Origin of the sequence: Phenylobacterium sp., from assembly GCF_965229015.1 — a bacterium.
Classification (GTDB): Bacteria; Pseudomonadota; Alphaproteobacteria; order Caulobacterales; family Caulobacteraceae; genus Phenylobacterium.
In genome coordinates this window covers 651,326-672,061 of record NZ_CBDDIM010000002.1, presented here as the reverse complement: position 1 = coordinate 672,061, position 20,736 = coordinate 651,326, and the positions used below count along the sequence as shown (strand labels likewise).

Annotated in this window: 19 protein-coding genes and 1 pseudogene; 16 read left to right on the top strand and 4 right to left on the bottom strand. The window is 69.2% G+C overall.

Features of this window, described 5'->3' with window-relative positions:
* The first annotated feature begins 3 nt into the window (after window positions 1-3).
* The 7 genes and pseudogenes from trbK-alt (at window position 4) to ACO06I_RS19555 (ending at window position 4,974) form a co-directional block, all read left to right on the top strand.
* Window positions 4-273 (top strand): putative entry exclusion protein TrbK-alt, encoded by a 270-nt coding sequence (trbK-alt, locus tag ACO06I_RS19585; RefSeq protein WP_421934298.1) that lies wholly within the window; start codon window positions 4-6, stop codon window positions 271-273.
* 4 nt (window positions 274-277) lie between these two features.
* Window positions 278-1,540, top strand: a complete 1,263-nt coding sequence (gene trbL, locus ACO06I_RS19580; protein ID WP_421934297.1) for a P-type conjugative transfer protein TrbL — start codon at window positions 278-280, stop codon at window positions 1,538-1,540.
* A 2-nt stretch (window positions 1,541-1,542) separates the two neighbouring features.
* Window positions 1,543-2,209 (top strand): annotated as a pseudogene (gene trbF, locus ACO06I_RS19575) (conjugal transfer protein TrbF).
* A complete protein-coding gene (trbG, locus tag ACO06I_RS19570) occupies window positions 2,206-3,210 on the top strand; it encodes a P-type conjugative transfer protein TrbG (RefSeq protein WP_421934296.1) in 1,005 nt (334 codons plus the stop codon). Before trbF ends, trbG begins: the two are co-directional and overlap by 4 nt.
* Window positions 3,207-4,430 (top strand): TrbI/VirB10 family protein, encoded by a 1,224-nt coding sequence (locus ACO06I_RS19565; protein WP_421934295.1) that lies wholly within the window; start codon window positions 3,207-3,209, stop codon window positions 4,428-4,430. Before trbG ends, ACO06I_RS19565 begins: the two co-directional genes overlap by 4 nt.
* Window positions 4,430-4,648: a DUF2274 domain-containing protein gene (locus ACO06I_RS19560; protein ID WP_421934294.1), complete on the top strand. Its 219-nt coding sequence runs from the start codon at window positions 4,430-4,432 to the stop codon at window positions 4,646-4,648. Before ACO06I_RS19565 ends, ACO06I_RS19560 begins: the two co-directional genes overlap by 1 nt.
* A gap of 71 nt (window positions 4,649-4,719) precedes the next feature.
* Window positions 4,720-4,974 (top strand): DUF7662 domain-containing protein, encoded by a 255-nt coding sequence (locus ACO06I_RS19555; RefSeq protein ID WP_421934293.1) that lies wholly within the window; start codon window positions 4,720-4,722, stop codon window positions 4,972-4,974.
* On the opposite strand, the gene ACO06I_RS19550 is transcribed toward ACO06I_RS19555, so the two are convergent.
* On the bottom strand, window positions 4,943-6,031 hold the full coding sequence (locus tag ACO06I_RS19550; protein ID WP_421934292.1) for a LysR family transcriptional regulator: 1,089 nt from the start codon (window positions 6,029-6,031) through the stop codon (window positions 4,943-4,945). The genes ACO06I_RS19555 and ACO06I_RS19550 overlap by 32 nt on opposite strands.
* A 123-nt stretch (window positions 6,032-6,154) precedes the next feature.
* On the opposite strand from ACO06I_RS19550, the gene ACO06I_RS19545 reads away from it, so the two are divergent.
* The 8 genes from ACO06I_RS19545 to ACO06I_RS19510 all read left to right on the top strand — a co-directional run bounded on the left by ACO06I_RS19545 (window position 6,155) and on the right by ACO06I_RS19510 (window position 16,371).
* Window positions 6,155-6,445, top strand: a complete 291-nt coding sequence (locus ACO06I_RS19545; RefSeq protein ID WP_421934291.1) for a DUF1778 domain-containing protein — start codon at window positions 6,155-6,157, stop codon at window positions 6,443-6,445.
* Window positions 6,446-6,448: 3 nt separating this feature from the next.
* Window positions 6,449-6,955 carry a GNAT family N-acetyltransferase gene (locus ACO06I_RS19540; protein ID WP_421934290.1) on the top strand — a complete coding sequence of 169 codons (507 nt, stop codon included), beginning with the start codon at window positions 6,449-6,451 and terminating at the stop codon, window positions 6,953-6,955.
* Window positions 6,956-6,957: 2 nt separating this feature from the next.
* Complete coding sequence (locus tag ACO06I_RS19535; RefSeq protein ID WP_421934289.1) at window positions 6,958-7,932, top strand: HEPN domain-containing protein; 975 nt, start codon at window positions 6,958-6,960, stop codon at window positions 7,930-7,932.
* A gap of 129 nt (window positions 7,933-8,061) precedes the next feature.
* A complete protein-coding gene (locus tag ACO06I_RS19530; protein ID WP_421934288.1) occupies window positions 8,062-8,478 on the top strand; it encodes a helix-turn-helix domain-containing protein in 417 nt (138 codons plus the stop codon).
* A 633-nt stretch (window positions 8,479-9,111) separates the two neighbouring features.
* Entirely contained in the window at window positions 9,112-9,651 is a 540-nt protein-coding gene (locus tag ACO06I_RS19525; RefSeq protein ID WP_421934287.1) for an RNA polymerase sigma factor, read from the top strand.
* Between the two features lie 17 nt (window positions 9,652-9,668).
* Window positions 9,669-10,700 (top strand): FecR family protein, encoded by a 1,032-nt coding sequence (locus tag ACO06I_RS19520; protein WP_421934286.1) that lies wholly within the window; start codon window positions 9,669-9,671, stop codon window positions 10,698-10,700.
* A gap of 124 nt (window positions 10,701-10,824) precedes the next feature.
* The gene (locus ACO06I_RS19515) at window positions 10,825-13,905 is read left to right on the top strand and encodes a TonB-dependent receptor (RefSeq protein ID WP_421934285.1); all 3,081 of its coding nucleotides are present in this window, start codon (window positions 10,825-10,827) and stop codon (window positions 13,903-13,905) included.
* A 24-nt stretch (window positions 13,906-13,929) separates the two neighbouring features.
* Window positions 13,930-16,371: a prolyl oligopeptidase family serine peptidase gene (locus ACO06I_RS19510; RefSeq protein WP_421934284.1), complete on the top strand. Its 2,442-nt coding sequence runs from the start codon at window positions 13,930-13,932 to the stop codon at window positions 16,369-16,371.
* Here ACO06I_RS19510 and ACO06I_RS19505 read toward each other — a convergent pair.
* The 3 genes from ACO06I_RS19505 to ACO06I_RS19495 form a co-directional block, all read right to left on the bottom strand.
* Window positions 16,365-18,164, bottom strand: a complete 1,800-nt coding sequence (locus ACO06I_RS19505) for an asparagine synthase-related protein (protein ID WP_421934283.1) — start codon at window positions 18,162-18,164, stop codon at window positions 16,365-16,367. The genes ACO06I_RS19510 and ACO06I_RS19505 overlap by 7 nt on opposite strands.
* 9 nt (window positions 18,165-18,173) lie before the next feature.
* Window positions 18,174-18,842 (bottom strand): lasso peptide biosynthesis B2 protein, encoded by a 669-nt coding sequence (locus ACO06I_RS19500; protein WP_421934282.1) that lies wholly within the window; start codon window positions 18,840-18,842, stop codon window positions 18,174-18,176.
* Between the two features lie 270 nt (window positions 18,843-19,112).
* Entirely contained in the window at window positions 19,113-19,787 is a 675-nt protein-coding gene (locus tag ACO06I_RS19495; RefSeq protein WP_421934281.1) for a GntR family transcriptional regulator, read from the bottom strand.
* Window positions 19,788-20,193: 406 nt separating this feature from the next.
* On the opposite strand from ACO06I_RS19495, the gene ACO06I_RS19490 reads away from it, so the two are divergent.
* Window positions 20,194-20,622 carry a hypothetical protein gene (locus ACO06I_RS19490; RefSeq protein WP_421934280.1) on the top strand — a complete coding sequence of 143 codons (429 nt, stop codon included), beginning with the start codon at window positions 20,194-20,196 and terminating at the stop codon, window positions 20,620-20,622.
* Window positions 20,623-20,736: the final 114 nt, after the last annotated feature.

Sequence of the window (20,736 nt, the reverse complement as noted above, 5' to 3'; positions counted from 1 at the left end):
GCCATGGACACCTCGCTCATCTTGCGGTTTGGCGCGGTCGCCTTCGTGGTCCTGGCGATCCTCGCGACCGCCGTTCAGCTCCACGAGCCCCCGGCGCCGGCGCTCGCGCCGACCCCGCCACGGCCGGCCGCGGCCGCCGATCCGCTGCGTGCGGCGCTCGTCCGATGCCAGGCGCTGGGCGAGGCCGGCGCCAGCGACGCCGCCTGCCTGACGGCTTGGGCGGAAAGCCGTCGCCGATTCCTCGGCGCCGCAAGCCCGCCGGAAGGGCGCTAGCGCCATGAACGGAACAGGCGTCATCGATCAGTTCCTGGGCGTCTTCACGTCCTATATCGACTCAGGCTTCGGCCTCTTGGGGGGCGAGGTGGCGTTCATCGCCACCACCCTGATCGTGATCGACATCACCCTGGCGGCGCTGTTCTGGACCTGGGGCGAGGGCGACGACATCCTCGCGCGCTTGGTCCGCAAAACCCTGTTCGTCGGCGTCTTCGCCTACATCATCGGCAACTGGAACGGCCTCGCCCGCATCGTCTTCGAGAGCTTCGCGGGCCTGGGCCTGAAGGCGTCGGGATCGGGCTTCTCCGCCGCCGACCTCCTGCGCCCCGGCCGGGTCGCCCAGGTCGGCATCGACGCGGGCCGGCCCATCCTGGAGTCGATCTCCGGCCTGATGGGCTATGTCGCCTTCTTCGAGAACTTCATCCAGATCGCGGTCCTGCTGCTGGCCTGGCTGATCGTGCTGCTGAGCTTCTTCGTGCTCGCGGTGCAGCTCTTCATCACCTTGATCGAGTTCAAGCTGACGACGCTTTGCGGCTTCGTGCTCATCCCCTTCGGCCTGTTCGGCAAGACCGCCTTCCTGGCCGAGCGGGTGCTCGGCAATGTGGTCGCTTCCGGGGTCAAGGTCTTGGTGCTGGCCGTGATCGTCGGCATCGGCTCGACGCTGTTTTCCCAGTTCACCGCCGGTTTCGGCGGCGCCCAGCCCTCGATCGAAGAGGCGCTGGCCATCGTCCTGGGCGCCCTGTCGCTGCTCGGCTTGGGCATCTTCGGCCCCGGCATCGCCAACGGCATCGTCTCGGGCGGCCCGCAACTTGGCGCCGGGGCCGCGGTCGCGACGGGCCTCGCCGCCGGCGGCGCCCTCGCCGCGGGCGGGGCGGTCGCTGGCCTCGCCGTCGGCGGCGCGGCCGGGGCCATGGCCGGCGCGGCGCGAGGCGCGGCGAGCGCGGCCGGGGCTGCGACCGGCGCCTATCAGGCGGGCGGCGCCACGGGCGTGGCCAAGGCCGCCGGATCGGCGGCGGCCAGCCCGCTGCGCCGCGCTGCCGACGGCCTACGCGCGCGCTTCGACGCCGCGCGCCAGCAGCACGCGACCGGCACAGCCGCCCCGAGCGCCGATCCCGCCTCGCCACCCGGCGGCGGCCCGCCCGCCTGGGCGCAGCGGATGCGGACGGAGCAGACCTTGACCCATGGCGCCTCGACCGCCGCCCATGCCGTCCGCTCGGGCGACGGGGGCGGCGCAGGCGCCTCGATCGATCTTTCGGAAGGATCCTGACGATGTTCCGACGCCCCACCGTGCGCTATGGCCGCACGCCCGAGCCCGACACCCCCTACCGCCGCGCGCGGCAGGTCTGGGACGATCGGGTCGGGCAGGTCGCGGTGAGCAGCCGCAACGTCTGGGCGCTGGCGATGGCCGAAGCCGGCGTGATCCTCGCCCTGACCGCCGCCTTGGTCTGGACGACCGCGCGGGGAAGCGTCGTCCCCTGGGTCGTGCAGGTCGACAAGCTTGGCGAGGCCCAAGCCGTCGCGCCGGCCGCCGCCGGCTACCGACCGAGCGATCCGCAGGTCGCCTTCCACCTGGCGCGCTTCATCGAACAGGTCCGCGCCATCCCCGCCGATCCTATCGTCGTGCGGCAGAACTGGCTGCGCGCCTACGATCGCGCTGGCGCTCAACGACTACGCCCGCACCAGTGACCCCTTCGCCCAGGTCGGCAAGGTCCAGGTGGCCGTCGACGTCTCCAGCGTGATCCGCGCCTCGCCCGACAGCTTCCGCGTCGCCTGGACCGAGCGCCGCTATCAGGACGGCGCGCTCGCCGCCACCGAGCGCTGGTCGGCGATCGTGACCGTCGTCCTTCAGCCGCCCCGCGACGCCGAGCGCCTGAAGAAGAACCCCCTGGGCGTCTTCGTCACCGCCATCAACTGGTCGAAAGAGCTCGCCCAATGACAATCACGCCGTCGCGCAAAACCGCCTTGCCGGTGCTGCTGATATCCGGACTTGCCACCGCCGGCTGCGCCGGCGCGGCCAGGCCGCCGGCCATCGCCTACGACGCCGAGCAGGCGACGCTGGCCGTCCTGACGTCGGAGCCGCCCAAGCCAGTGGTGGTGGTGGCAATCCCGACGCCCCTGCCGCTCCCCGGACAACTCAAACCGGTCGCCGCCCCGTCGCCGCCGGTGGCCTCCGATCCCCGCGCCCGGGTCGGCGCCGCCAACGCGGCGGCCCGGGTGCAGCCGGCCCAGGGCGGCTTCATCAACGCCATGCAGCGCTATCCCTGGAGCGAGGGCGCGCTCTACCAAGTCTATACGGCGCCCGGCCAGGTGACGGACATCGCGCTGCAGGACGGTGAGCAGTTGGCCGGCGCGGGGCCGGTCGCCGCGGGCGATACGGCGCGCTGGATCATCGGCGACACCGAGAGCGGCGCCGGGGCCGCCAAGCGTGTCCACATCCTCGTCAAGCCGACGGCTGCGGACCTGGCGACCAACCTGGTGATCAACACCGATCGGCGCACCTATCACCTGGAGCTGCGCGCCACGGCGGCGACCTACATGGCCTCGGTCTCCTGGACCTATCCGCAGGACCAGCTCATCGCGCTCAGGGCCCGCAACGCCGCCGCTGCGAGCGCCGCGCCAATCGCCGCCGGCGTCGAGGTCGACGCGCTCCGGTTCCGCTATCGGATCGAGGGCGACGCGCCAGGCTGGCGGCCGCTGCGCGCCTTCGACGACGGCCGGCAGGTGTTCATCGAGTTTCCGGCCGGAATCGGCCAGGGCGAGATGCCGCCACTATTCGTCCTGGGCGCGGATGGCGCGGGCGAGCTGGTCAACTACCGTGTCGCCGGCCGGCACATGATCGTCGACCGGCTGTTCGGGGCGGCCGAGCTGCGCCTGGGCGACAAACGCTCGCAGCAGCGCGTGCGCCTCGTCCGCGCCGACGGGACCGCGCGACGATGAGCGCTCCCCAGCTTGGCGAAGCGTCCGCCACCCCGGCCGCGGCCCTGCGGCTGCGCGCCGATCCGCCCCGCGTCATGCGCCTGTCGCGCAAGACGCTCGCCGCGATGGGGGCGGTCGCGGCCCTCGCGGTCGGCGGCGCGCTGATCTACGCCCTGCAGACGCGCGGCCCCGCCAAGACGCGGGCGGAACTCTACAGCACCGACAGCCATACCACCGCCGAGGGCCTGACTTCTGCGCCGAAGGATTACGCCCAAATCCCCCAGCTTGGACCACCGCTGCCGGGCGATCTCGGCCGGCCGATCCTCAGCGCCCATCTGCGCGGCGCCGAGGGTCCAGCGCCGCCCATGGGCGCGCCGGCGCTGACCGGTCCGCAAGCCTCCGCCGCCGATGCCGCGCGTCAGGCGCGCGAGGCGGCGCGGACCAGCCGGCTGTTCGCCAGCGGCGAGGAGCGGACCGCGGCCGCGGACCGCATCGCGTCCGCGCCGGCCGATCTGTCCCTTCCCGGATCGCTGGGCCCCGATGGCGTCGCCGCACCCGCGGTCGCGGCATCCGACACTCCTGACCAGAACGACCAGGCGGCCAAGCGCGCGTTCCTCGACGCCGCCGCTCCGACGTCAACGACGGCTTCCGGCCGGCTGAACCCGCCAGTCTCGCCCCATGTGCTGCAGGCTGGCGGCGTCATCGCCGCGGCCCTGATCACCGGCGCCCGCTCCGACCTGCCGGGACCGATCACCGCCCAGGTGACGCAGAACGTCTATGATAGCCCGACCGGCAAGATCCTGCTGATACCCCAAGGCGCGCGCCTGATCGGCGAATATGATTCCGAGGTCTCGTTCGGGCAGACCCGCATCCTGCTGGCCTGGGACCGCTTGATCCTTCCGGACGGCCGTTCGATCACGCTGGATCGTCAGCCTGGCGTCGATGGCGCAGGCTATGCGGGCCTGCAGGATCGGACCGACAACCATTGGGGCATGATGGCGAAGGCGGCGATGCTCTCGACCCTGCTGGGTGTCGGCGCCGAACTGGGCTCCGACAGCGACGATGAGCTCGCCCGGGCAATCCGGCGCGGGACCCAGGACACGATCAACCAGACCGGCCAGCAGATCGTCCGTCGGCAGATGAATGTCCAGCCGTTGCTCACCATCCGCCCAGGGTTCCCACTTCGCGTCCTGGTCACCCGCGACCTCGTCCTTGGGCCCATCTCCTCGGAGGCGCGATGATGGCCAAGCTCAAGCTGGGGCCGCTGGCCGATGACAAGCCGGTCAAACTGACACCCGAATTGCCGGCCCCGATCCATCGCGACCTCGTGGCCTATGCTGCGGCGCTGGCGCGCGAGACCGGCCGGCCGATCGGGGAGCCGGCCAAGCTGGTCGCGCCGATGCTGGCGCGGTTCATGGCGACGGATCGTGCGTTCGCCAAGGCGCGGCGCGCAGACTGAACCCCGAGATGACTTGTGGCTCCCGTGCTGGACGATAAGGATCGGACCCAGTTCGATTGGGGATTTCTATCGTGGGCAAGTACGATCCGCTCCGCGCCTATCTGCGACGCAAGCGCGGCGAGCCGCTCGAGCTCAGCTTCGACGATCTCGAGCGTATTCTCCATGCCCTGCTGCCGAAGGGCGCGCAGCATCATGACTGGTGGTCCAACGACGTCGCGGACGACGCTAAGACCGTGCAGCACCGTGCGTGGCTGGATGCAGGTTATGAGGCCACCTTGCTCTCAGGCGAGCGTGTCAGCTTCCGACGTCGGTCCCCACCGGCCTGACAAGACGACGGCTGCCGTCGCGGTCGTTGCAAGACAGCGCCTCCGCCAAGGCCAGCAGTCGGTGAACGGCCGGCTTGGGATTATTCGGCGACCAGATCGCGTTGAACGACAGAATGGCGCGAGCGATGGGCCGGTAGACGACGCTATCGGGACCGGTCGCCGACGCCGAGGCCGGCGCCAGCATCAAGCCCTGTCCGAGGGCGACCAGGTGCAGCAGGGTATCGCGGCCCGCAGCCTGGCGCAGGATAACCGCCTGTCCGCCCCGCCTGGCGAGGCGGCGGGCGAGGAAATCCTCCATCTCACGCCCGGGACCGGCCTCGGGGATGAGGAACCGCCGCCCGATCAGGTCAGACCAGTTCACCTCGGCCAAGGCGGCCAGGTCATCACTGCTCGGCACGACGGCGACGAGGCTGTCGCGCCAGAGCGGCCGAACTGCGCAACCTGCCACCGAAGGCCGCCCCACGAGAAAGGCGACGTCGAGTCGCCCACCGCGGAGAGCGGCGATGTGATCGCGCGACGACGCCTCGGTGATCAGGAATTGGCGAGTTGGCCACTTGCCGACGGCGGCGCGCAGCAGGCGGTCCAGAAAACCACCGGTCAACGGCGCCAGGAGACCGATCCTGACGAGGTCTTGTTCCGTGCGCGCTGCCGCGCCGATGCGATCGACGGCACGGTCGAGCTCGGCCAGCGCGCCTTGCGCACCGTCCAGGAACCGCTCGCCATCCCGCGTGAGCCGCACGCCAAAGTGGCCGCGCTCGAAGATCGGAGCGCCCAAGCGCTCCTCCAGTTCACGGATGCGGCGAGAGATGGTCGACTGCTGGACGTCGAGCGCGCAGGCGGCGCGGCGAAAGCTGCCGTGATGGGCGGCGCTCATGATGTAGCGCAACTGGTGCAGCTTGATCGCCGCGCGGTGCGCCCGGCCGCCCGTGACGGCGGTCCGCGGCGCAGCCTCGTCGAGATCTTTCAGATGAGCGGTGGGAAACGGCAGGTTCGCCCCCTCGCTGGCGACGGCCGTTGCGGCCGCCGGGGTCCAGACAGGCGCATTCTGGCGATCCAAGCGAGCATATTGACCGGATATACGCGCAATATTCGGCCGACCCCGGCATATGGATCGTCGACAGCGCGGCGATCTTGTAGCGCACGGACTTTTGCCGTACATTCCCGGCGAAAGGACATACCCATGGCCGCCACTTCATCCAGCCAAAGCGCTCCGCGCGAACTGAAGAAGGAGCGCATCGAATTGCGCGTCGCCGCCTCCGCCAAGGACCTGATCCAGCGAGCCATGGCCGTCAGCGGCCTGACCGCCGGCGACCTCGCCTATGAGGGCGCGCGCCGGGTGCTGGACGAGCATGAGCGCCTGGTGCTGACCGGCGCCGACCGCGACGCCTTCCTGGACGCCGTGACCAATCCGCCGGAGCCGACCGACCGGCTCGTCGCCGCCCTTCGGGCCCACCGCGACCGGCTGGGCTGACGCTTGGCCGTCGCGATCGAGGCGCTCACGAAACAGCATGATCGCGGCGTCTTCGCCTGCGGTCAGCCCGACCTCGACGCCTGGTTCCGCCAGCGGGCCGGCCAGGACGAACGCCGCAATGTCGCGCGCGTCTTCGTCGCCGTCGATGACGCGCTGGGCGTGGTGGGTTTCTACAGCCTCGGCGCCTTCACCCTGGCGCTCGATGACCTGCCCGAAGGCCTCGCCGGCAAGCTGCCGCGCTACGACGCCATTCCCGCCGCCTTGATCGGCCGGCTGGCCCGCGACGAGCGGGTGCGCGGCCAAGGGATCGGCGACCTGCTGTTGGCCGACGCCATCAAGCGCATCCTCGGCGCGGGGCGCACGCTCGCCGTCTTCGCCATCGTGGTGGACGCCAAGGATGCGCACGCCGCGCGGTTCTACGGCGCGTTCGGCTTCCGTGCCTTCCCCTCTCGCCCGAACCGGCTTTTCCTGCTCACCTCGCAGGCGGCGACCGCGATGGAGAGGCTATAGACATGGACACGCCCGCCAAGACGGGGACGCCGCCTCACGCCGACGGGCCGCAGGGACTGATGAAGACGCGCTTGAACCAACTCCCCGCCGGCAAGCGCCAGGAACTGGAGTTCGTGGTCGAGGTTCTGCGCGAGGGCTTCGCCGAGGCGATCGCGCACCGGACCATGCCGCGCTTCAAGAACGGCCGCATCCTGAAGATCATCCTGTTCGGCAGCTATGCGCGGGGCGACTGGGTCGAGGATCCGGTGGGACGCTACTTCTCCGACTACGACCTGCTGGTGGTGGTCAACCATGAGGACCTCACCGACCTCGCCGAATTCTGGGACAAGACCGAGAAGCGCCTACTCAAGGAACTGGCTTCAGGCGAGAAGCTGCGCACCCAGCCCAGCCTGGTGGTTCACAGCCTCGACGACGTGAATGAGAAGCTGAAGCTCGGCCGCTACTTCTTCATGGACATCCTGCGCGACGGTATCCTGCTCCACGCCGAGCCCGGCCATCCCTTCGTTGATCCGCAGCCGCTGTCGGCGCTGGATGCGCTAACGGAGACGAAAGCGTACTTCGAAGAATGGTTCGTGGGAGCGGGCAACTTTCAGAGCCTCTCCGAGGATGCTTGCCGGAAAGGAATGTCGAAAGAGGCCGCGTTCCTCCTGCACCAGTCCGCCGAGAAGCTCTACCACTGCGTCCTGCTGGTGATGACGCTCTACAGCCCGAAGACCCATCGGATGAACCGGCTGCGAGACCTCGCCGAGGAACTCGACGCGCGCCTGATCGGGATCTGGCCCGGTTCCAACAAGTTCGAGCGCCGCGGCTACGACCTGCTTCGCCGGGCCTATGTCGAGGCCCGCTATTCCGCCCGCTACAAGATCACGCGCGAAGAGCTCGCCTGGCTCGACGAGCGGATCACCCGCCTGCAGGGGCTCGTCCGCGAAATCTGCGAAGAGCGGATCGCGGTTCTGGTTGAGGCCGCATCGGCCTAGGAACTCGCGTCTCGGACGTCTCGGCTTGCCACGCAACGGGACGGCTGAAATCTGGCGGACGTTCCAGGGTCGCACCCTCTCCTGCGCGTTTTCTCAAGGAGACGACCACCCCGCCGGAGAGCCTTCGCGATGCCGCCCAAGCCCAATATCCACCCCGTCGACCTGCATGTGGGCGCGCGCATCCGAATGCAGCGGAACCTCAGACGCGCCAGCCAGAGCGAGTTGGCCCAGGCGCTGGGGCTGACCTTCCAACAAATCCAGAAGTACGAGCGCGGCGCCAACCGCGTCAGCGCCTCGATGCTGTTCGAGGCGGCCCAGTTCCTGAACGTCCCCGTCGCCACGTTCTTCGAGGGCCTGCCCGACACCCAGGACCCGACGGCCGCCGTCGATGGCGCTCAGGCCGCCATGATCGGGGCGTTCCTTTCCTCCAGCGAAGGCGTCAGACTGGCCGAACTCGTCCCACAGCTGCCGGCAAGGTGGCGACGCCAAGTCCTGACGTTGGTTGAAGCGCTGGCGGATGAAACCGCCAAGCCGGCGACCGGCTGAAAGTCGGGGAGGTGGAAAGATCGTGCGAACGATCCCCGCGGGTTTTAGCGCCGAAGCGCCTGGACATGCCCGCAGGCTCCCCGACCTGATGGCTGCGGTTCGAACCGGCGAAGCAATCTTAACGTGTGAACTCGGAGACGCCATAGGCGGCATCGTGCCGAGGCGTCGCCCTATCGGCGACTAGCCAACGCTCGCGGCGCGCGCCTTGCCGAGCCTGCTTCGCGGTCATAATCATCTGCATGCGGGCGCCGCGACATAGGGGCCGACCTGGAGCCGGGGGCAATCGGCGGCGGTCGGTTCTGAAGATCGCGGCCTCTTCAATCGCAGAGGTTTCCACGCTCGCCCCCATTCCCAGAGTCAGATCAGCCCCTGCCTTGCGTGACGGAATTATTTGATTCAGGATTCCCCCTGTCGGCGTGAGAGCGTCGGCAGGGGCGTGGAAACCCCTTTGCGATGACCTGAGCCTTCTGAACGCGGCTTGCGAGTGTGCGCCTTGGTGTTCGCCTTCCTAAGGAGGAAGGCGAGCTCGCGATCGCGCGAACGCGAGCCATGGCCACAACGTCCCGCTTAGGATTTCCAACAGATCGGCTGAACCGCCGCCGCCCCGCTCTGACACCAGTGGGAGCACGCGGCATGCGACGATCTCAGCGACGGCCCGAAACGGCGCAAGCTCCGCCGTCGCAGGGCGGAGACAATGGGCTCGATATCCTCTACCGCCGCTATGCCGACTGGCTGACGGCGATGCTACGACGCCGCTTCGGCGCGAGCATCGGCGACACGGCAGACGATCTCGTCCAGGAGACCTATGTCCGCATCGCGCCCTACGAGGCCGCTGGGCAGATCCGCCGGCCGCAAGCGTTGCTGATGCGGGTGGCGTCGAACCTGGCCCGCGACCAGATGCGGCGAAACAACGTCAGGGGCGTGCAGGTCGAATTTGCTGTCGAGGATCCGGTGGACGCCGCCGAACGCATCGACGCCGATCAGGTCGAGGCGCTGTTCTTCAAGCAGATCCTCTTGTCGATGCCGCATGCGTCCCGGGATGTGTTTGTCTTGAGCCGGATCGCCGGTTTGACCTATGAAGAAATCGCCGCTCACAGTGGGCTTTCGATCAAGACGGTTGAATGGCGGATGTCCAGGGCCCTGGCCCATTGCGCGGCGCGCGTGCAGGATTAGGCGACGGAAGACACGCCATGAGCCTTTCATCACCTCTTGCCGATCGTGCGAAGGAAGAGGCGGCCGCCTGGTTCGCGCGCCTCAACACGCGCTCGATTTCCGCCGCGGCCCTCGAGGAGTTCCGTGTCTGGCGCCAGACCCCCGGCAATCGGGAGGCCTACACCGCCATCGAAGCGCTTTGGCGCAAAGGCGGGACGCTGAAGGGCGATCCCGATATGGACGCCGCGGTGTCGGCGGCTTTCGCGCGAACCCGTAGGGCCAATCCCTGGAAACGCATTCTGGCGGCCCTCAGGAGCCGGCCGCTCACGAGCGTCGGCGCGGCGGTCGTCGCGGCGGTCGCCGTCTTCGCTGGCGTGCAGATCATCGACGCGCGGTCGGTTTATTCCACAGGAGTGGGCGAACAGCGCCTCGTGCGGCTTGAGGACGGCTCGCGCGTTCGCCTGGACACCCAGACCCGCCTGAAGGTCCGCTTCAGCAGCGGCGTGCGCCGCGTCGAGCTCGATCGTGGCCAGGCGTTCTTCGAGGTGGCGCACGACGCGGGCCGCCCGTTCATCGTCGACGCCGGCCAAACCGACGTGCGCGCCATCGGGACTCGCTTCGATGTTCGCCGCGACGACGGCCGCGTCCGCGTCACCCTGGTCGAGGGCGCGGTCGAGGTTCGCGCGGCGGCGTCCCGCGACGCCGCCCAAGACCGCCGCTGGACGCTGAAACCGGGCGAGCAGCTCACCACCGGTCGCGCGCCTGCCGTACAAAAGGCCGTAGACGTCGCGGCCGCCACAAGCTGGACGACCGGGCGGATCACGTTCCACGCCGTGCCGCTGACCGCCGCGATCGCGGAGATCAACCGATACAGCGCGCAGAAGATCGAACTCGACGCCGCCGATGTCGGCGCGATTCCGGTGACCGGCGTCTTCGACAGCGGCGACACCGACGCCTTCGTCGCCGCCGTCAGCGATCTCCACGGCCTGCGCGCCACGCGGCAGGCTGATGGTGCGATCCACCTGACCGCCCCGCCAGAGCCCGCGCCCGCGCCCGCGCCCGGCGGATAAAAATCTTCTGACCCTCGCCAGGGTCTCCCTTGGGCGCTCGCGTCTATCCCACAGACGCGCCGTCCGACGACCCAGAAACCCGTCTCAAGACGGGCGCCGGAGCGGCGTCAGAGGGGACCCCGAATTGACCGCCAAAAGCTTCCACCACCGCTATCTTCGTCACGGGCTCATCATGCCCAGCCTCGCCGCGGCGCTCGCAGCCAACCCAGCCGCCGCGATCTGCGCGCCCGCGCCGCCGACGACCGCCGTCGCCTTCAACATCGAGGCCGGCACGCTCGACGCGGCGCTGATGGCCTACGCCGTGCAAACCGGCCGCCAGCTCATCTATCCGGCCGAACTCGTCGCCGGCCGGCGCTCCCTTGGCCTTAAGGAGCGCCTGTCCCCCGACGAAGCGCTCGACCGGCTTCTGGCCGGGACGGGCATCGCCGTCCAGCGCAGCCGGCCGAACGTGATCGTCCTCAAGCTGCGCGCCACACCGGTCGCGCTCGGCGGCGGCTCGGGCGCTTCGGAGACTGCGAACTCGACCGTGACCGGCTCGGATCCGTCCGCCCTCGTCGAGGAGAAGCCCGGCCAAGCCCCGGCGGAAGCATCGACCACGCTTTCCGAAGTGGTTGTGACCGGAACGCTGATCCGCGGCCCCACGGCCAGCCCGTCGCCGGTCGTGACGGTTTCGCGCGAGCAATTGGACCAGACCGGCCGGGCCACCGTCGCCGACCTGCTCTCTGAGCTGCCGCAGAACTTCGGCGGAGTCGGATCGCCCGACACCTTCCTCACGGGCTCGGACCGCCTTGGAACCAACGCCGTGGCCTCGACCGGCGTCAACCTGCGTGGCCTGGGGACCTCCGCCACCCTCGTCCTCGTCGATGGCCGCCGCATGGCAGGGACCGGCCTCAAGGGCGACTTCGCCGACGTGTCGGCCATACCGACGGCGGCCGTGGAGCGTGTGGAAGTCCTCCTCGACGGCGCCTCGGCCCTCTATGGGTCCGACGCGGTGGGCGGCGTGGTGAATATCATCCTGCGGCGCAACTTCGACGGCGCGGAAACGCGGGCCAGGCTCGGCGTGGCGTCGGGCGGCGCAGCCCAGGAGCGGCAGTTCGGCCCGACGTTCGGCAAGACCTGGGCCAGCGGTCATGCCCTCCTGTCCTACGAGTACTATCACCGGGACGCGCTGGCCGGCGCCGAGCGGGACTTCACGGCCAACGCCGATTTGCGGCCGCTTGGGGGAACCGACCGCAGGCTGTTCTACAGCCACCCCGGCAATGTGATGCGGCGGGACGCGGCGACCTCCGCCTACGTGCCGACCTGGGCGATCCCGCCGGGGCAGAACGGAGCGGGTCTGACGCCAGCGAGCTTCCTGGCGGGTCAGGTCAATCTCGAAAACCAGCGCGCTCAGGCCGACATCCTTCCCAAGCAGGAACGCAACAGCGTCTATCTGAACGTCGGCCAAGCCCTGAGCGAGCGCATCGATCTGATGGCGGACGCCCGCTACAGCCGGCGGGAATTCGCCTATGCGCTGCCGGGGTCGGTCGCGCTCATCACCGTCAACCGCAACAACCCCTTCTTCGTCTCGCCCAACGGCGCGACCTCCAACCAGATCGCCTATTCCTTCACCGACGAGTTGGGACCGCTACGTTCGACCGGCAGCTCCGAGAGCCTAGGAACCTCGGCGGGCCTCACCGCCGACGTCGGCAAGACCTGGCGCGCCGAGGCCTATGGCGCCTTTGCGGAGGAGACAGGCAAGCGATCCAGCACCCATCGCCTCAATACGCGCTTCCTGCAGGAGGCGTTGGGGACCATCGCCGACGACCCGGCGACCAGCTTCAGCGCGGCGCGCGATGGCTACTTCAACGCCTATGGCGAAGGCGCCGCCAATTCCCGCACCGTGCTCGACTTCGTCGGCAGCGGCTATGTGGCGTCGCGCAATCACAGCCAGGTCGCCTCGGCCAACGCCAAGGCGGACGGCGTCGTCCTAACCCTGCCCGGCGGGGACATGAAGGCGGCTGTCGGCGTCCAGGTCCGCCGTGAACGGTTCGAAACCAGCAGCGTGGGCCTGACCTCGAAGTCTTCTCCGCTCACGCAGACCTCGGGACCCTATGAGCGCACCGTCAGCGCGGCCTTTCTCGAGCTTCGCGTTCCGATCGTCGGTCCGGACAACGCGGTCCCGGGGATCGAACGTCTCGAAGCGTCGATCGCCGGCCGCATCGAGCACTACGACGATGTCGGGACGACCCGCAATCCGAAGGTCGGCCTCATCTGGTCGCCCGCCGCCGGGGTGACGGTCCGCACCAGCTACGGAACCTCGTTCCGCGCCCCCGCCCTGTCGGAGGTCTATGAAGTTCAGGACGCGGGGCCGGGCTTCCTGCCCCAGGGCGGGGCGCAGAAGCTGGTCCTCCTCCAAGTGGGTGGCAATCTGGACCTGGAGCCGGAATCGGCCAGGTCGTGGACGGCCGGCGTGGAGATCGCGCCGAAGTCGATCCCCGGCCTGCGGCTCAGCGCCGGCGGGTTCGACATCAAGTTCACCGACCAGATCGCCCAGCCTGTCAGCGACGACATCTACAACGTCCTCAGCAACCCGATCTATGCGCCCTTCGTCCATGCCGTCGATCCGAACAATCCGGCCGATCTGGCGCGCGTGACGGCGCTGCTGGCGCAGTCGACCTCGTCGAGCGCCGGCCTGTTTCCGGCGAACGCCTATACGGCGATCGTCGACGCCCGCTTCGTCAACACCGGCGGCTTCCACGTCCGCGGCCTCGACCTGGCCGCGTCCTATGGCTTCGACGTCGGCGCCGATCGCTTCGATCTGGCGGCCAACGCGACCTATCTGATCGACTACAAGCGCCAGGTCACCCCGGACGGGTCATGGACCCAGTTCGTGGACGTGGCGGGCCAGCCCGTCGATCTGCGCGCCCAGGGCTCGGTGAGCTGGACCCGCGGCCCCTTCGGCGCGACGCTCGGCGTCAACTATGTCGATGACTACCACGACAGCGTCGGCCACCGGGTGGGCTCGTGGACCACGGCGGACCTGCAACTGCGCTGGCGGCCGACGGCGGGACCGGCGCGGGGCCTGCTGCTGGCGCTCTCGGTGCAGAACCTGTTCGATCGCGCGCCGCCGTTCTACGACGCCCCGCAAGGGGTCGGTTACGACCCGGCCAACGCCGATCCGATCGGTCGGTTCGCCTCGCTGCAACTGACCAAACGCTGGTGACCTGACGGTCCAGGCAGACCTCGGATGCGCACCCGTTCCAGATGCCGGCTGCCGCAGATCGCGGCCTTGTGCCTGGCCCTGTCGTACGGGCCGGCCGCCGGCCGGCCGCTCTCGCTCGACGATCTCCTGAAACTGGAGGATCTCGGCCAGGCGGCGATCGCGCCGGGCGGCCGGTGGCTGGTGGCCGAAACGCTCGCGGCCCATGACACCGCGCCGAGCTTCGATTTCGACGGCTATCGGCAGCCGGCTCTGGGCCGGCTCCGGATTGTCGACCTCGATCACCCGGACCTGGCGCAGCCTCTGATCATACCGGAGGCCGGCGCGGGCTATGTCGCCGGCCCCTTCTCACCGCGGGGGCGGTCCATGGTCGTCTATCGGTTCCGCGACCGGACCTGGGACACCGGCGTGGTCGATCTCGTCACCCGCCAGGTCCGTTGGCTCGGCCTTCCCACCGAACAGGCCCTCTATGGGCGAACCGTCCAGTGGCGCTCCGAGACCGAGCTCGTCCTGATCGCCCTTCCGACCGGCACGGTCCCGCTTCACCTGCGCACCGGCTGGCAGGCGACGGCGCGCCTTCCGGACCTTTGGCGGCGAGCGGCCGAGGGGCGCGTGGCGGCCGTCACCCTGGCCGGCAGCGGCCGGTTCCTCGACCGTCGCCGGCCTGCCGCGCCGCGCCGGCTGCTCAAGGTCGATCTCCGCAGCGGGGCGGTTCGGACCCTGGCCGAGGGCGGCTTCTTCGATCTCGAGCTGTCGTCGAGCGGCCGCTATGTCGCCGCCGTCGCAGACGCCGAGCCGCTGCAGCCCAAGGCGGACGCGGCGGTCCGGGTGGGTACGCCGGCGCATCGACGGGCCCTCACCATCGTCGATCTTGCGACGGGCGCCGTCCGCACGCCCTGCGAAGCCTGTGACGTGCTCACCCATCTGCTCGCTTGGTCGCCAGCCGGCGACGCCCTGCTCATGTTCGCGCGCGACCGCGGCCAGGCCTGGTCGGCGGGGCGGCTGCTTATGATCGACGCCGCGACCGGACGGCTCTCGCCGGCGGGTCATGGCGTCGTTCAGCCGGACGTCGCCTATACGGCCGAAGGCATCGCCATTGTCCGGGCCGATTGGCTGGGCGCTCAGCCAGTCGTCTATGGGCGGCGCCTTGGGTCGAAGGGACGCGCCGACTGGTTCCGACTCGGCGGCGCGAAGGCGATCAATCTCACCAAGGGCCTGTCCGAGCCGCCGCCGACCCTCTCGGCCATCGACACGAAGGCGCTTCTGTTGGTCGCCGATGGCGCGGCCTGGCAGGTCGACCCAACTGGAGAGGCACGGCGACTGACCGACGGCCGCGGTCGGCGGGCGCGGCCGATTGTGGCCCTGGGTCTCGGCGAACGGTTCGTCGTCAACGCGCCGCCGCGCCGCGGCTGGCTGCTGACGTCCACGCCGGACGCCGTCGAGCGCGTCACGTCGGATACGACATCGGCTTCGTTCCGCATCGCCGACGACACGGCCTTCGTCGCTCTTGGAGATGATCAGATCGTGGTGCGCATGCGTGACGACCACGGCGTCCAGCGGCTTGCCCTGACGCGGCGGCGCGGACCGCCGCTGCCCGTGCTGACCGTCAACGCGGAGCTCGCCAAGGTCGACGGCGCCGAAATCCGAGAACTCGACCATATCGGGCCCGCCGGACAGGCCCTCAAGAGTTGGCTCTATCTGCCGCCGAACCGCCGACCAGGGTCACGCCCGCCGCTCGTCGTCCTGCCCTATCCCGGCTCGATGCATCCGCGCCCGCCGGTGCGCTATGCAGCCGGCGCCCCCAGTTTCACGCCCAACGCCCAGCTCCTCGCCGCCCACGGCTACGCCGTGCTGGTCCCGAGCCTGCCGCGCGACCGCGCCACCGGCGAGCCGGCCGCCGGCCTAGCCGACCAGATCCTCAAGATCGTCGACGTGGCGGCCGACCAGGGCCTGGTCGATCGCGACCGGCTGGCGCTCTGGGGCCATAGCTTCGGCGGCTACGCCGCGCTTGTCACCGCGACCCAGACCACGCGGTTCAGGGCGATCATCGCCCAGGCCGCCAAGGCGGACCTGATCAGCGGCTGGGGCTCGGTCCCGCCCTTCTACCGGATGGCGCCCGAGGACGGTTATCCGACCACGCTGCACATGGGGTGGGCCGAAAGCGGCCAGGCCAGCCTCGGCTCCCCGCCGTGGCGCGATCCCGATCGCTACGTCCGCAATAGCCCCGTGCTGGCCGCCGACCGGATCAGGACACCTGTGTTCCTGATCTATGGCGACCAGGATTTCGTGACCCTCGCCCAGGGCGAGGAGATGTTCGCGGCGCTCTATCGGCAGGACAAGGACGCAATCCTGATGACCCTCTGGGGCGAGGGCCACATACCCTCGAGCCCCGCCAACATCCGCGTCCTCTATACCGAGGTCTTCGACTGGTTGGATCGGGCCCTGACCGCGCCGGCCGCCGGTCAATGACGGTGGGATGCGAGATCGCCGATGCGGCTCGCCCAGCGTCGCAGCCAGATCTCCACGGCGAGCAGTCGCAAAAGATCAGGATAATCACCGCGCCAGATCAGGTGCGTCTCGGTCAGCATCTCGTCCAGCGCATCACGGTCGATGAGGCCTTCCTGCGCCAGGCGGCCGTCCAGAAGATAGGGCCGCAGGATCTCGAGGCTGCGCCCCAGCATGCGCCCGTAATAGGCCGTCAGGTCGCCCTTCGACCGCCGCCGCGTGACCAGGTCCGGCAGGCGATCGGCGAAGGCTTCGCGGGCGAGCGCCCGGCCACGACCGCCGCGCGTGAGGTCGATCGCGGGAATGGCCAGACAAAGCTCGACGATCGGTTGGGAGAGCAACGGATGGACGAGTTCGGCCCGCCGGGCACGCCGGCAGTCGCCGAAGAACCCTTGCGCGTTGGCCAGGCCTCGGATCTGCAGCCGCTTCGCGGGCGTGACGCCCCGCAGGTCTTCAAGCCAAGGATGAAGGGCGACGTCGGCGGCGAGAGCAGCGCCCTGTGGCGTCAGGAAAGCCGGAGGTGGCCGCCGCCGCCGGCCTCCCAAGCCGGTGGCGGCGAGGCCTGCGGCGCGCAGGACCGACCAGACCGACCGCCGGGTCCAGCGCGCGATGACCTGGATGTCCCCGATGGCCGCCTGTCGGCCATCGCGCCGGCGCCATAGATCGGCCGCGACCAGGGGCGTCGGCGCCTGGAAGAAGATCATGTCGCCGCCCTGCCCGGTGAGGATGGATCGCACCCCCAAGGCGGCGCACCGCTCGGCGATGTCGACGTCATAATGCCGGTCCATGCCGTTGAGGCTCGGCCTGACCCCGACGATCTGATCGTCCAGCCCGTCATGGGTCAGGGCGAGTTCCGGTTTGGCGATCTCGGTGAGCGGCACGCCCAGGCGATCGGCCATGGCTCGCGCGTAGCGGCGCTCATCGCCCTGCGGGTCGGCCACATGGAAGTTCATCCACTGGGCGACCGGCGCATCGGGCGCTCGCGCCAGGGCCGACGCCACGATCGAGGAATCGAGGCCCCCGGAGACTTCGGCCAGCAGGGGTCCGCCGGACGCGGCATAGGCGGCCACGCACATGTCCACCGTGCGCGCCAGGACGGCCTTGGCCTCGGCGTAACCGGGGGCCGCCGCGCGGACGAAGGAAGCCGGACGCCAGATTGCCAGCGGCGCCCGTCCGGCGACTGGCCCGTGGAGGGTTCCCGGAAGAACCGCGGCGACGCCGTCCAGGCCGAGACGCGCCCCGAGGGCCGCCGGGTCGGCCAGGAAGGCGCCGATGGCATGCCAATTCAGCTCAAGGTGGGGCGGCAGAGCCGACAGCAGCCAGTCGGGGAGCGATGACGCCGCGATCGTGATCCCGTCGACTTGCCAGGTCAGGCAATCCAGGGCGCCCGATGGGTCTCGGAACACCGCCATCCCTCCAGAGGGATCGGGCTGGACGGCCACGTAGCGGCCCCAATAGGCGGTCGCCAGATACGCGCAGAGCGCTTCGACGCCGGCCCGCCGGCCGCCGCTTGGGAGGATCTCCGCCGCGGGCTGGCCGGTCGGACGGTCGAAGAGGTCCCCCAGAATGCGAGCGCTGTCGTCGTCGACGCGGCGGATCCGAAGAGGCCTTGCAGCCTCCACGAGGATGCAGAAGCCTTCCCCCTGTTCGGCCGGCCGCCAGCCGCGGCGCATGACCCGATCCTCAAGGAGCCGGTCCACGCGCGCCCGCGCGGCTTCACGTTCGGGCGGCCAGGATAGGGCGACATAGTTGGCCACGGCCGGATCTCAGACCGCCAGGATTGGCGTGAACGGGGCCACGCGTTCGGCGGCGTCATCGAGCGCCGTTCCGCCCGCCTGGAGCCAGCAATGGGCCTGGAACGGCCAGGTGCGGACGCCGAAGACCCATCGCGCGTCATGGCCGGCCGAACGCAGGAACCGCAGGAGCATGAAGGATCGGTAGAGGCATTCGCCTTGAAACGGCGCCCAGGGCAGGAGATGCCCGAAGGCGGCCACCCGCTCCGTCAGCGCCATGGACGGAGGCCGCTCCGCCGCGCCCGGATCGAGCGCGCCCCGCGCAGCTTCGCCGATGAGGTGAGAAAAGGGCTTGCCGTAGTAGTGCCGCAGCATCCCGGCGAAGGCCCCCAACATGCCCGCCATCGCGTGGCGGTCGATCGAGGCGGCGGTCAGCGCCTGCAGATCGGCGCTCGGCCGATCCGGAAGGCGCCGCGTGCTCCTGGGCTCGGCGGGCGCCGACGACAGGAAGCCGGCGGTGGCGAACTGTTCAGCGAGATCGGCGTCTTCGAACACCACGTCGCCCCCGTCGAGCTGGCGGATCGACCCGACCGCGCCGGGCAAGCAGAAATACGCGTTGTCCTCGACATCCAAGACCACGAGGTCCGGGCCGACGAAGGCGAGATGCGTTCGCGGCGTCAGGCGCCACACCGTGTTCTGCATGCCGAGCCACCCGGAGAGCGGCGCCGGGCGGACCCCGCCCGGCGCCTCACGAAGCCGGCCTTCAGCCTTCTTCGCGGCGGAACGTCGCGATCTCGAGGCCCACGCCTTCGTCGCCCTTGGTCAGGCGCTTGGCGCTGCCGAGCCGGATGAGACCGAACTTGCGCATCTTGGGCATCACAATCTCCGTGCATTTTAGAAAACACCGCTAGGTTGCGGCGACATCATCAGCCTACGGAGATCCGTATATTGAAACTATATTGAGAGAATAGTTCATTGGAACGCCCGCCGGGCGCGCATGGCGCCGACAATGCTTCCAGCCTCTTCGCGCCTTCGGCCATGAAAGCCACGCAGGGCGTCGCGCAGACCGGTCCGATCCGCCGCGTCGAACAATGCGGCGAGGTTGGCGACTTCATCGGCCATGCCCTCGATCACCTCGGCCTCGACGCGGCGCGCCGGACCCAGGCGGTCGGATATCGCCCGATAGGCGCCCATCAGGGCCCGGTTGCCGCCCTCGGCGATCACGCGGTCGAACAGGTGCTCCGAAAACGCGGCCAAGCCCTGAGCCGGGCCGAGGCCCGCCAGCATGGCGTCCAGGGCCTCCTGGGCCAGTTCCCGCGGCGAGCCGCCGACAGCCTTCCGCGCCAGCGCGATGTCCAGGGCGCCCGTCAGGTGCAACAGATTCAGGGCGTAGAGTTCGACGAGGTCGGCCACGTCGAACCGCCAGGCGAAATAGCCCCGGCCGCGGCGATCCTCTATCAACCCTTCCCCCGCCAAGCGCGCGAGCGCTTCGCGAATGGGCGTCGCGCTGAGCCCCATGCCACGCGCCAGATCGACGATGGGGAGCGGCTCGCCCAGCACGTAGTCGCCATCCCGCAACTGCCCGCGCAGCTTTCCCAGCGCCATGCGGAACGGATCTTGGCTGTTGAGCGAGGGCGTGCTCCGCAAGAAAGCGCTCCACGACTGCAAGCGGCGCGCCGCTACACTGCGTTTTATCCACTACGCATAGATACACAATTCAAACCGAAGTTACAATTGATAGTTGTCGGCAGTACATTTGCGCCACGACGCAACCTATTTGCGCCATCGCGCAAGATTTTTGCGCCACTTTTCCTATTTCAGTATTTCATTATACATTATATCTCCTCATCTGCACTGAAGCGAGTCCTGAGGGCGCCGGCCGCCGTGACATCCGGCGGGAAGCGTTGATCAACCTCTTGAACCGCGACAGTTTGGCGACACGTATGGGTAGAACATCGGGCGTGTGGGTTGTATGTCTTCCAGTGATCCGGAAAGCCGCAAGCGGAGCCAACTCCTATCGCTCGCTCTGCGCGCGGTGCGACGAACTCGGTCGATGACGACACGTCAGATCGCCGCCGCCATGGGCCTCCCGCCGCGCTCGTACCTGCACTTCGAGGCAGGCGGCGGACGGTTGAGCGTGGACCTGGTCTTTCGGTTCGCGCAGGCGACCGACAGCGACCCCTACGCGATCCTGGCCGCCGTGTTCCTCGGCATGCCGGAGCTGGCGGCGTACTGCGCCAACAACAAGATGATGATCGCCATGGCGATCGCCTTGCAGGAGTTCACCACCGAACAGGGGCCGGAAATCCAGCGGCTGGAAACGACGACGCTGGTCGCAGCCTTCTCGAACCTGTTCCAGGGGTTGGCCACCGAAGTTCGCAGCCAGGCGGATTGGGCCGAGAAGTTCCTGCATCAGAAGTCACCGAATGTCGGCGTTCCGACCAAGCGGAAGTCGCCTGACAAGGCCGATGACGACGACTGAGATCATTCGGTTGGCCGATCTTGGGCAGGGTTACGCTCCTGTGCTGGGAGGAGAATCCGCCCAGGCTGCCGATGGTGGCCATGCTCCTGGCCGATCTGGCGCGGGAGCCTGACC